This window comes from Ornithinibacillus jepli (genome assembly GCF_047228935.1).
Lineage (GTDB): Bacteria > Bacillota > Bacilli > Bacillales > Amphibacillaceae > Ornithinibacillus.
Genome location: NZ_JBFEGG010000005.1, coordinates 59,514 through 72,470, shown reverse-complemented (window position 1 = coordinate 72,470; position 12,957 = coordinate 59,514). Strand labels below are relative to the sequence as shown.

Below are 12,957 nucleotides of genomic sequence, written 5' to 3'. Positions count from 1 at the left end.
CTTGATTCCGGTGAATTTTAAGTGGGGTTCGGCTAATCTCTTCGTATATTCGGCGATTCTCCTATACACAAAGAAAGGGTATCTCCTCACTAAAGGAGATACCCACCTAATCTTAATCTTCTAAATCAACATGTAAAATCCGGTCTCGCACTTCACGCATAACGAAGGTTTTCGAAGTTGTACCGTTCGTTACGACTAACGTAATATTTTGGGCTTTCAACAATTCTACTTGTTTCTTATTCAGTAATAATGTTCTAGGCTTCTTTGGATTATAGATGTTCATTAAAACATGTACCCCGTACTCCAATCCTTCCAGATCCTTATTGTGCACCGTTGCTGTCCCATTGTTTTGTTTCACAGGTACTTCTACATAGGTTGGCTCCGGTTGTTCTGGTTCTTCACCCGGAACCTCTTCAGTAGTCGAGATTCTGCCATCTGCTTCATAAACAATTGGATTATCTTCTGTACTATTTAAGCTTTGTACATAGTCAACTGCTGCATCAACATCTACTGGACCCATAATTGGATTTTGACCTAAGTCATTAATCGGGCCATCGGATGTACCCATATAGTTATTTACCGTTAATGTATATACTGCATCTAAATCAATTGGTGAACCATCTGGTAATGTAATATCCACTACTTCTTGTAGTTCTGGGTTGAACGTATAGCGAAATCCTGAAATACTGTAGTCTGCCCCATAACCAGATAACTGTTCATTTAGAATTGGATATAGATCAGCACCAGTAATTTCAACGGTCATTAACGTATTTCCAAATGGCAAGATATTATATAACTCTCCCCAAGTAATTGGTCCAGCTAATAGGTCATCACGGATACCACCGCCGTTTTGCATGGCAAAGTCACTGTTCATCGCCCATTTCATACCATCTGCAATTAAGTTTCCTAATCCATGGTCACTATCATTTGTATAACTGCCAGTTAAGTCTTGAGCGTTATAACCAACTACTTCATTAATAATTGGTGCAATTGCCTCTGCGTAGTATGCTAATGTATCCGCAACGACTGGGTCAGGTGTATAATCATTTTGATTTACAAATACAATCTCTGCTTCCTTAGAAACAATATCACCAGTTGTACGGTCAATTTCTATATCTACATCAGCGAATGCTTTACCATATTCACTTGCTTGCACGATTAGTTTATTATCCACAACCGCATTATTTACCGCATGATTGTGCGCTGCAAAAATAATATCGACTTCATCATTTACTGCGTTAGCAAGGTCTGCAGCAGCACCGGATGCACTCGCACCAGATTGATAGGCTGGCATATGAGCTAAGACGATAATAGCTTCTACACCTTGTGCAGTAAGTTCATCAACCGCATTATTAACAGCTTCCGCCTCATCCGTAAAAGCAATTCCTTCTAAGGAAGCTGGCATTACCATATTCACAGTTTCAACCGTATTAACACCGATAAATCCAACTTCTACCCCATCAACCTCTGCAATGTAATAAGGGTCTAAGAATAATTCACCAGTATCCTCGTAAACACAGTTCGCACAAAGTACAGGGAAGTTCATGCCATCATAGCCTTCTGTCCCCTTATCTTCTGGGTGCTCGCCACCATTTACCATACGAAGAAGCTCTTCTACTCCTTCATCAAATTCATGGTTTCCAACAGTTCCTACATCAAACCCAATCTCTTCCATAATTTCGACAGTAGGTTCATCTTGTAATAAACCAGAAACTGGTGAGCTTCCACCAATCATGTCCCCAGCATGGACAATTAGAGTATTTGGATTTTCAGCCTCACGTTCTTTAATTGATGCTGCTGTATAATCCATACGGCCATGCATCTCACTTACACCGTCACCATCTGGATCTAGCATATATTCTTGATCAATTTTACCATGAAGGTCATTCATGCTTAGTAACTGTACTTCTAAAATATTCGGATCTTCATTCCCTGATCCTGCTGCTGTAAATCCATATGATTCTGCTTCCTCTGGGCTTGTGAAGAAAATGCGCTTATCCACTGGAACCTCTTCATAATTCTCTGGTTCCACATATTCCATCGTATCAGAGTTTCCAACGTATCTTAACAATCCTTTTTGATCGTCAAATGCACGAAATACAAATGGTAGCTCTAATAATGGGTTTTCTGGATTCCAAATACCTAACCCAGCATCCTTTGCTTCCCTTACCGCTTCTTGATAAACAGGGTATGCTTCTTCATCGATAGGTGCAAGGAAGTATGTTGATGCATATCCTTGAGCGACCATCTCTAAGTTAATATTAAGATTATCTTCTTTTCGAATAACTTCTGCTAAAATGCGTCCATAATCATCGGTGGCTTCTTCACCAATTTTCAAATATATCTCATCACCAGGTTGAATTAACTCACTAATATAAGATTTTGCTAATTCACCATAGTACTGTTGATTTTCATTAATTTCAGCACGTGCTGGGTCATTGTTATGTGCATCATATGTTTCGGCTGTATCCATATTCAAGAAACGTACTCGTGTTTCCCCGAATACTGGAGATTCAATACGAATAGTATCACCGTCAGTAACACTAGCTACAGTAGTTTCATAGAGTCCAGCCGGAGATGGTGGATCTGGTTGCTCTGAAGCAAGTTGAATATCCGCTTGTTCAGTAGGGATTAATTGGTAATCATTATACTGACTAACAATTGCCGTAATGTCATACCACTTATTGGATTCTACTTGCGTAATATCTAACGCATTCACCATCACACGTAATGTAGTACCATTAAAACCTGCATCTAATAAAGAAACATTGTACCCACCACCTGCAGGACTAGAAGGAATGTTATTAATGAATCCATTCACTTGAACTAATTCCCCTTCATAAGCCTCCGCAATAGCTGGGTCTTGTAAATCTTCTAACGAAATCGATTGTACTTCTGGTAAAGCTTGATCTTCTGCCAACACTTCAACAGAAGATGGAATAATTTCTTTCAATCCATTGTAAGAGTCTAGCTCACCAGTAACTTGAACCTTATCACCTTTTGATAGACTTGGTAAATCACCTTTTTGATAGGCAAATAGATTAATACCAGCCGTTTCATCCTGAACATAAGTCGTAAACTGGCCAACATTACTAATAGCATCACTATTTGCAGTAACAATACCTTCTACCGTTACTACTGTACCATCTGCTAGGTTACGAACATCACCAATTGGTGCTACCTCACCAGGTTCAACTGGTTCTTCTGGATCACCAGGGTCTCCTGGTTCACCCGGCTCCACTCCATCCATTTCATGATATCCTAAATATGTAAAATTATCTTTCCCTTGATTAATCCATTGTGATTCATTATAAACATCACTCGGTGCAACAACAGAAGAATTTCTAACTAATGTCTTGTCCGTACCAAAGTTCGGTCTTTCTCCAATCGTACCAACTACATCTGTTAAACTACTATTATTTTTCAGTGCAACTGCATCGTCACCATTAAAATTTATTACTGCACTATTTGTTAGATCCGCAACATTTAAAATTGCTTCACTTGCACTGGCATGGGCCAATACGAGAACATCCCCATGCTCTAAAATACCTGATAATGTCAATGATTGACTCGGGGACGCGGCACCATTACTATACAACTCTAGTGTATAGTTTGATAGATTAACTGCTTCTCCAGTTCCATTGTAAATCTCAATTGCCTTATTAAAGGAACTACCCTCTACATATTCAGAGATAAATAAATCCTCGGCAAATGATTCTCCCTCACCTGAGGTCGATGCGAATACAGCTGGTGTATTCATAAAAATTAAAGCAAAAACGAGAAATAAATTAAACAGCTTCTTAATCGATGCTTTTTTCATTGGTACCCTCCATTTTTTCATAGATTAGTAATGCTAAAAGGATATCTTACATTTCATTAATACCATATTAAATCAGCCGATTCTATGTAGTTTTTGTAAAGTATGACAAATTTGATTCTATGGAACTATGAATATTTGAAAAATAGTAAAAAATACCCTATTAGCGTGTATGAAAATATATGGTACCTAGCTAGGCTCAATTACGCAGATTGAATTTGGCATTTCGTTAACCAGAAGAATTAAAAAGGGAGCTAAATAAATTAGCCCCTTTCTACTGTATTAACTCTTTAATTTGCTTATTGATTTGATCTATATTATAGTACTCCACTTGCTCATCACTAACATTATATTTTCTCTTTAACTCCAGTATTCTTAGAACACTTTCATTGATACGTTCCTCACTAATCTCACCATTTTCAACGGCAGCCTTAATTGCTTCGAATGCTTCTACGATATCTTCATATTCCTTACTAATTAAAATAATATCGCTCCCAGCTTTTACTGACTGAACGGCCGCTTCTCCGGATTCATAATGGTTTTTAATAGCATCCATCATCATATCATCTGTAATGATAACATTATCATAATGCAATTCTTCTCTTAGCAAATCCGTCATAATCGGTTTTGACATCGAGGATGGAAAATTAGAATCGAGCTGCGGAAATAAAATATGCGCTACCATGACAACATCTACACCTTCGTTAATCGCATTAATAAAAGGTATCAGTTCTAGCTCACGTAATTCCTCTACACTTTTTTCAATTCGAGGCAGTTCCAAATGCGAATCTACCGACGTATCCCCATGACCCGGAAAATGCTTGATAACTGGGATGATTTGGTTATCCTTCATCCCTTTCATCGTTTGAATCCCAAGTTTACTAACAAGGCTAGGACTATCTCCAAAGGACCTATCTCCAATTACAGGGTTTTGTGGATTACTGTTAACATCCATAACCGGAGAATAATTCATATTCATTCCAAATGCATATAATTCTTTAGCTAGGATCTCACCAATTTGGTAAGAAAGATTTGGATCATGTTTCAATCCAATCTCTTTATTAGAAGGTAATTCCTCTAGTCCAGGAAGTCTTCTTACGCTTCCACCTTCTTGATCGACCGATAAAAATAGTGGAATTTTATTTACAGAATTCATTCGTTTAATTCCATTTACTAGCTGTAAAGACTGACTATAACTAGTCAAATTTTTACTAAAGAAAATAATTCCTCCAACTTTATAGTCTTCAATTAAATTTATCGTTTCTGGTTCTGTTGTTGTACCATCGATCCCCGCCATAATCATCTGACCAATCTTTTCATCAAGTGTAAGCGACTCGATTATGTTTGTAGTTGATAATTGGGATGGGTCTGTATAGACCGAAATATGGTGTAATGCAGGATTTTCTTCATCATCTGTTGGTCTTTGCATGACCCATTTTAGTTCATACTTGTCATTTATTTGATACACTAAAATAATTTGATCTACTTGGTCGTCTTTATAGTATCGCTGTTCATCTGCTTTTCCTAATGACTCGATAATGTCATTAAAATGTATAGTAGCAAGGGATTCATCTGATGATCTAACATCAAAGATAATCTTCCCACTATAGCCGATCGTTAAGTTTTCGTCTGTAAAGTCTACATAAGTACCGTCATTAGTTGTAGTAGCATTCGCAGGCTCTCCCCAACTCTTTGGTACTACGTCAATGTCGGATTCACCGGCAATTATGGACACTCCAGGTACCCTTCCATCTTTTGCATGTTCTACAATGTCTTGAATGAGTTGATTGGAAGAGTTTATATTGCCTATACCCTTTTCAACAGGGGTATGCTTACTTTCATTGGCATTATTAGCGGAAAATATAGTTTCTGGCTCTAATAGATTCTTTCCAAATAATATGGCTAATGTGACGACGAGAAGGATAAATATGATGCTACTTACGATTAGAAACTTCTTCATAACTCAGAAAACCCCTCTCCTTTTATTTACTGCTTTTCATAAGACGTATAATAAAAGATATACGTTTCACCATCAACTATACTCCTATTCTAATGTTATTGAAACAGTGTAATGGAATGATTATAATAGGAGTATATAACTTCGGGGCATTAGCTCAGCTGGGAGAGCGTTGCACTGGCAGTGTAGAGGTCAGCGGTTCGAGCCCGCTATGCTCCATTGATACAGATAGGACTCAAACCCTTATTCTTATTGGGATTGAGTCCTCTTTATTTTTTCAACGGTTTTATTCAATTTTTAGTAATACAGACTTTTTGGGGCGAAACCTTTGTCTCTTCAATTAACTTGGACAAACTTATGAGAAGCCTCCATTAAAATTCCCCCAATGTTAACAGAATGTTAACAAACCTCTCTCATCTTACATAAAACCCACTCATATCAAGGGTTGAGACGGCTTATTACATCATGCCACCCATCTATTAACCATATAAACATGAACAAACAGCCTCTAGAAACCCTATTAAGTCAACGTTCCTTCACATCCACTAAACATGAATTAGACCAATATTAAACATAAACATGAACAATTATATACTGCCTATAAATTTGGTCTATACCTTTTTACTATTTGCTTCGTCAGAGGAATAGACAGAGCTAAATAATGCCTTTATAAAATAAACTACTCACTTTATATCAAATAACCGTATTGGAATATTAGTTTTTTTCACTCCATTAGAAAATTATTTATCAATTCCAAACGATCCTTCATTGTCATTTCCTATTTTTCCCGAAATCTTTAGCTGGGAGCTTGCCCAAACGTTTATGTGCTTTATTAATTTGAATCAAGTCTTCACCATCTGTCATATATGCCAAAGCTTCATACTCTAAACTTTCAATATCTATGCTAGACATATTTACAAGATAAATTGTGTAGAAAAAGTCGCTGGATATTAATTAGCATTACAAATTACATTCAAAATAACATACGTTTCAGCACTTCAATTCCATTCATTATATAAATCTATATATACTGGTGAAAAGAGGTTACTATTGTTAAAGACAACTAAATGTTCAAGTTCAATAACTTTAATTATATCTATGTGGCTCTTACCCTAAATCAAATAAATTCACGCAAAAGCATTGTATAATATCAACAAAGGAAGTGGTAAATCAATGTACAACAAAATCTTGACTTCACCTCGCCAATTTTCTAGCACAAGCCCACTGGTCATCTTCTTCAAAAGTTTGGTCTCCTTTAACTTTTATATATTGTTGGATTCGTATATGTTTCGAAAAAACGAGATTACCTATCTTTTCTTTCTTTCGACTTACTTTTAATATATTCATTGATTAGTTCATCTAGTAACTGGCTGTTTAGAACCGTTTCTTGGTGCGTTAGTCCCAATTCTTTTCCAAGTAAAATGAGACGTTTCCTTTTATCTTCTATTTCAGAATGAAGGGTAGTATTTTGTTGAAATATTTCTCCATTTCCCATAACAGTAGTCTCCCCCTTTCAAAATAGTGATCCAAATGCCCATGTTTTCCTCGATGAACATATATGGTATTTTACTGTTTGCTTTAGGCTTAATTTCCTATTAATTCACCTCGCAACTTTCGAACTTAGTTAATAAGAATCAGAATAGTACCCATGATTGTTATTTAATCTATATAATAGGTCCTATAATATAGGTAATTTATTTTGTTGTCTAATTCACTTCAAACAATATCTAACATATTTCGAACAATATATTAACTGTTTTAGACATTAATTTTTTAATTAGAAACAAAAATTATATAATTTTATAAAAATTAAAAAACCCAGCAAAATAGTTGCCGAGTTAGTTTGATTTATACATTTTTAATAACTTAACCAAGTTGATTGAAATTCTAGCTTCCATATCGTAGTCCCTAAAATGGGCAAAATATTTTTGGCCTCTTTGTTCAATAACCTCTAAATAATCTGTATTTAATATATAGGACTTATGACACCTTATAAAATTTTCGTTTAGTTGTTGATGCAAACAAGTTAATGCTTCATACGTTTCAAACCGTTTGTTATTTGTATGAATAAGTGATTTTCTATCCACTCTTTCAATAAATATAATCTCCGAAACTGGGATAAAGATGATATTATTATTCTCTTTAATCGTCAAGTTCCTTCTCTCAGCATTATTCGCTTGTTTCGAAGTATGATTGATTAGGTCAGCAGCGGTTTGTAGAGCATTATATAATTTTTCTTCCATTAAACTTGTTAAAAAAATGGGTTTTGAGTTGTTCTTTATAGACATAGATTTTTGTAATTCTGTTTGCTCTGTTACATTAATACACGATCCTATCACCTCAACTACTTTACCACCCTCTAAGATCGGCCTCAAATAGGCAATATATTGAATCCCATTTATAATACTTTCATAGTGGATAATGTTCCCTGCCCAAGCATCTGAGTAATAGTTATATTTCATCTCGGCATATTCCCCAGGAAAGAGTTCAGTTAAAGTTTTACCTATAATATCACTTGGTGTATATCCTAGGTTATAAACTAACTGTCCTTCAATGTTGGTATGAACAAATTCATTACCTTTTTTTACAAACGTAAAAACCATTCCGGTATGATGTATATCTAATTGTTTTATATATCTAGGATCGCTCATTTTATTTTCCCCATTACATTTAATTTACCCTATTTTCTTCTCAATTTTCAGAATACTATATTATGTAAAAATAGACAAGAACTAGTACTAGGAAGTCAGTTACCGAATTACATTTATTGGCTACTAGGCTTTATAGTTTATTTATAGCAATCATACTGATTGGGGATATTGTTTTTACAGAATAAGTGACTAAAATTATACACTGAAAGTAACGGCATATGGAAAAAGATTGATAGATTAAAGATAACTATTTATCAATTTGAAGGTACTAATATTAGCAACAGTGCGACATACACAAAAAGCGGGGAAGCACAGTCTTTTATTTTTGAAGGTTTTAAGTGTGGAGATTAATAAGACTTTCAAAATTTGATTTAGTATTAATAGTAATAGTAAACCTCACTTTGATGACAAAGCACCAAAGTGAGGTTTTTTTAGTATTGTGTTCAGGTGTAAAACTTGCCCAAATATAATTTTTATGCTTTATCTTTTTTAACTAGTAATGCCACACACTCCACATGGCTTGAGTCGTGATCGCAGACATATATTGTAGCAGTGTTTACTAAAATAGATTATGTGATCTGATATACATTGATACGGTTCACCGTGGATATTAAAGAGACAAAAACAGACAGGATAATTAAAATTCCTATCTGTTTTTATTCATTTTATTTACTAAAGTGGAACTTTAAGTTCTGCCCTTTTGACAATAAGAAGCTTTGATAAATGAACTCTCCTATCTTCAAGTAAAGACTTATTAAAACTAATTAACTCTTCATATGATTTTTCAAGTTGATTACTGAAATAAATCTCGACTTCTTCAAAAAGCTCTTTTATGTAGTCAAAGTCAAGAAACTCTTTCGTTGCTAAAGAGTTTTCAATAAGCTCAATGTCAGACCTTAAATTTTTCTTATTTACAATGGGAATTAATTACCAAAAAAAGGAAATACTAAAAAGGTGGCTCAAAGAGTCTAAGATCAAAAATATCTGAACACAAGGGATGATAACAATAGATAATATATTTGAAAATCCTAAGGAAATACGTTTATTAGAAGATAAGCTCTATCATTTAGAATTAAATGGTTGGCTAAAAAATGAGTTTTTAACTTTGGAATGGTGGATTCTAGTAATTTTTTTAATTGTGCCTTGGGTTATATGGGCTAAACTTGTTAAACGAGACATTATTTTAGAAATTTTGTTATTTGGTACCATAATTATCTTGACAACAACCTTATTAGATGTAGTTGGTGCACAATATAGTTTTTGGGATTATCCAATTGCATTCCTACCTATTATTCCTCGGGCCTTTCCTTTTGATTTTTCAATGGTACCTGTAGCTTACATGTTGTTATACCAATATTTTAGAACATGGAAATCTTTTATTTTAGCCCAGATCGTTATGGCACTAACATATGCCTTTATAGGTGAACCCTTATGCGAGTGGATCAAACTTGTTAATTATTTAGAGTGGGGATACAGATATTCATTCATATATTACATCATTGTTGGAATTGGAACTCGAGCTTTAATACTAAAACTAGCCTCTTTATCTAAAACCTCAAGATCTTACACCTAAGTAAAATTTAAATTGGAGGAAAAAACTTTGGAAGAAGTTAATATTGGTTTACTGACGATCAAAGTCATCGTTGGTTTTGCCACTTTATTTATTATCATTATCATAACAGGCAGAACATCCATCTATCAGTTAACCCCGTTTCACTTAGTTTTTGTGTTAGTACTTGGAGATTTTTTAGGAAATACCATTTATGAAGATAAGGTAAGGATTTTTCATTTTTTATATGCCGTCGGATTGTGGACTTTTCTTATGTTGGGAATAGAGTTTATGACTCTAAAAATTAAATCGACACGTCCTCTCTTATTAGGCAATCCTAACATAATCATTCGAGATGGTGTTATGGACAGAAAGTTACTTGCAAAGAACAAATTGGATGTAAATCAAGTATTGAGTATACTCCGACTAAATAATGTCTTTTCAGTTCGCGAAGTCAAATACGGTATTTTGGAAGCAAATGGGCAATTAAGTTTATTATTAAAATCCAAGTATCAAAAACCAGACAAGCAAGATCTCAATCTTCCAGAAAGTTCAGTAGAACTCCCAACATCGTTAATTATAGATGGGGAAATTTTATGGGGTAATTTACATGAACTTGGATTTGATCAACAGTGGTTAGATAACCAATTAACTACCAATGGATATGATAATGTAAAGCGTATACTCTACGCAGATTGGCGAAAGAGTGAAGGCATACATATAAGCCCTAAATAAAATTTGTTAGGATAAGAGCATATCAATTTTCTTGGTGAATATTATGTTGATTTAAAAATAAAATTTACCGTTTATTAATTAAGATGAACTAGAGAATCCGTTTTAAGAATTTATCCGAAAAGGTGTTTGTTACTCTTTAGTCTTCCTCAATCGGGGAGCTAAACAAGGTGCTCCAAGCGGCATCGCCTTATTCTTATGAATAAGATTCGATTTCTACGGGATAGAAGTGAATCCAGATATTGCAGGTGCTAAACTCGGAAAGGAATTATCTAGTATCAATCTGTTCTACGTATATAAGGCAGTGAATGTTGTACAGGAGAAAGAGTTGTTTAGCATACACGAAAGTACACATCCTGATTTTCCTTTAGGAAGGAACATCCAAATTACAATTGAACCATTGGTCCGATATTCAATGTCTTCTCTTCAAGAATAAAAACGATTTTTCTTAAGATGGATGTTCTTAATCAAAAAAATAGTAAAAAGGATAAGGCATTTCTTCTTCCTTTCGTATTATATGTTCAACTATATATTTCTAGTTGAACATTTTCTTAGACACAAGAAAAAAGACCGCCAACAATCATCCTCAGGCATCGTAATAAATGAATTTCCCCCACTCATGAATATTCCAACCATTTATGATGATTTACCATTAAAATACATTAAGGTATGTTCACTCTTATTTTTGGAACAATACAATTGATTGTATTAATGAATAAGGAGGTTGGTTAGAAATGGATAATCAAAAATTAGCAGATTATGAATCATTAGATTTACATGAAGTTATCAATTTTAAAACCCTTTGCATAGCGAAATCAAAACTAATGCAAGGACTCGTATTTGATCATGATTTGAGAGCATTAATGCAAAAAGATGTTGAACAATCAATGGGAGCGCTTGGAGAATTAAAAGCAGTATATCAACGCGCACCTTTTGAAACTCCAGTTCCTCAAAACCGTCCAACACCAATAATAAATTGAAGAGGAGGAAATTTCATTGAACCAGGACTATTTAGACCCTATAAATGCGCTCCACGTACCAGAGCTAGCAGATACCACATTAGCGATGGATTTACTTCTCCGTAGCAAAGAAGGTGTGCGCAATATTGCTGTAGCATTAACGGAGGCTGCATCACCTGATGTTAGAATCCTCTTACGAAACCAGTTAATGCAAGGTATTGCCATGCACCAAGAAATCACAGAACTAATGATTAATAAAAAATGGTTCCATCCACACGAACTAAGTGAACAGTATAAACTTGATCAACTCTCTGCCAACAATACATTGATGATTGGCAAAATGAATCTATTACCTGTTGAGACCAATAGAAAAGGTATGTTTGACCGGGCACCTGATGATCACTAACACTGGAGACTGTATAACATGAAAGCAGTAACGTATCAAGGTATTAATAATGTTGTAGTCAAAGAAGTTCCAGATCCAAAGATTGAAAAACCAGATGACATGATTATTAAGGTAACGAGTACAGCTATATGCGGGTCTGATTTACATTTAATTCATGGCATGATTCCTAACCTGCAAGAAAACTATGTTATTGGCCATGAACCAATGGGAATCGTCGAAGAAGTTGGTCCAGATGTGACTAAACTTAAAAAGGGAGATCGTGTCATTATTCCTTTTAATATAGCATGCGGTGAATGCTCTTACTGTAAAAACCATTTGGAAATCCAATGTGATAATTCTAATGATAACGGTGATATGGGTGCCTATTTCGGATATTCTGGTACGACGGGTGGCTATCCAGGTGGGCAAGCTGAATATTTAAGAGTGCCATTTGCCAACTTTACTCATTTCAAAATTCCAGAGACTTGTGAAGAACCAGATGAAAAGTTAACAGTTATTGCCGATGCGATGACTACTGGTTTTTGGAGTGTTGACAATGCAGGCGTAAAGGATGGAGATACAGTTATTGTTCTTGGCTGTGGTCCGGTTGGTCTTTTTGCTCAAAAATTCTGTTGGCTAAAAGAAGCCGAGCGTGTCATTGCCGTAGATTATGTCAATTATCGCCTGTAGCACGCCAAGCGCACTAACAAAGTAGAAGTTGTTAATTTTGAGGACCATGAGAATGTAGGAAATTTTCTTAAGGAAATCACCAAAGGCGGTGCAGATGTTGTCATTGACGCTGTTGGTATGGACGGTAAAATGACTGATTTAGAATTCCTTGCAAGCGGAATGAAACTTCAAGGCGGTGCATTTAGTGCATTTATCATGGCTTCAATTATAATTTATT

Annotated in this window: 8 protein-coding genes, 1 tRNA gene and 1 pseudogene; 6 read left to right on the top strand and 4 right to left on the bottom strand. The window is 35.1% G+C overall.

Annotation, left to right across the window (positions count from 1 at the left end; genetic code table 11):
• Positions 1 to 112: 112 nt before the first annotated feature.
• Positions 113 to 3,820 (bottom strand): 5'-nucleotidase C-terminal domain-containing protein, encoded by a 3,708-nt coding sequence (locus tag AB1K81_RS16140; RefSeq protein WP_412977707.1) that lies wholly within the window; start codon positions 3,818 to 3,820, stop codon positions 113 to 115.
• Between the two features lie 271 nt (positions 3,821 to 4,091).
• The gene (gene nagZ / locus AB1K81_RS16135; protein WP_412977706.1) at positions 4,092 to 5,777 is read right to left on the bottom strand and encodes a beta-N-acetylhexosaminidase; all 1,686 of its coding nucleotides are present in this window, start codon (positions 5,775 to 5,777) and stop codon (positions 4,092 to 4,094) included.
• A 143-nt stretch (positions 5,778 to 5,920) separates the two neighbouring features.
• Between nagZ and AB1K81_RS16130 the strand changes: the two genes are divergently transcribed.
• Positions 5,921 to 5,993 (top strand) — tRNA-Ala (locus AB1K81_RS16130).
• Between the two features lie 1,084 nt (positions 5,994 to 7,077).
• Here the strand turns inward: AB1K81_RS16130 and AB1K81_RS16125 are convergent.
• Together AB1K81_RS16125 and AB1K81_RS16120 are read right to left on the bottom strand one after the other, a co-directional pair.
• On the bottom strand, positions 7,078 to 7,269 hold the full coding sequence (locus AB1K81_RS16125; protein ID WP_412977705.1) for a Spo0E family sporulation regulatory protein-aspartic acid phosphatase: 192 nt from the start codon (positions 7,267 to 7,269) through the stop codon (positions 7,078 to 7,080).
• 343 nt (positions 7,270 to 7,612) lie between these two features.
• On the bottom strand, positions 7,613 to 8,425 hold the full coding sequence (locus AB1K81_RS16120) for a LytTR family transcriptional regulator DNA-binding domain-containing protein (RefSeq protein ID WP_412977704.1): 813 nt from the start codon (positions 8,423 to 8,425) through the stop codon (positions 7,613 to 7,615).
• A 997-nt stretch (positions 8,426 to 9,422) separates the two neighbouring features.
• On the opposite strand from AB1K81_RS16120, the gene AB1K81_RS16115 reads away from it, so the two are divergent.
• The 5 genes and pseudogenes from AB1K81_RS16115 to AB1K81_RS16095 all read left to right on the top strand — a co-directional run.
• Positions 9,423 to 9,998 carry a CBO0543 family protein gene (locus AB1K81_RS16115; RefSeq protein WP_412977703.1) on the top strand — a complete coding sequence of 192 codons (576 nt, stop codon included), beginning with the start codon at positions 9,423 to 9,425 and terminating at the stop codon, positions 9,996 to 9,998.
• 27 nt (positions 9,999 to 10,025) lie between these two features.
• The gene (locus tag AB1K81_RS16110; protein ID WP_412977702.1) at positions 10,026 to 10,709 is read left to right on the top strand and encodes a DUF421 domain-containing protein; all 684 of its coding nucleotides are present in this window, start codon (positions 10,026 to 10,028) and stop codon (positions 10,707 to 10,709) included.
• Between the two features lie 731 nt (positions 10,710 to 11,440).
• Positions 11,441 to 11,686: a spore gernimation protein GerQ gene (locus AB1K81_RS16105; protein ID WP_412977701.1), complete on the top strand. Its 246-nt coding sequence runs from the start codon at positions 11,441 to 11,443 to the stop codon at positions 11,684 to 11,686.
• 16 nt (positions 11,687 to 11,702) lie between these two features.
• Positions 11,703 to 12,071, top strand: coding sequence for a spore coat protein (locus AB1K81_RS16100; RefSeq protein WP_412977700.1), 369 nt, complete (start codon positions 11,703 to 11,705; stop codon positions 12,069 to 12,071).
• A gap of 18 nt (positions 12,072 to 12,089) precedes the next feature.
• Positions 12,090 to 12,944 (top strand): annotated as a pseudogene (locus AB1K81_RS16095) (alcohol dehydrogenase catalytic domain-containing protein); the annotation flags it as partial.
• Positions 12,945 to 12,957 lie beyond the last annotated feature (13 nt).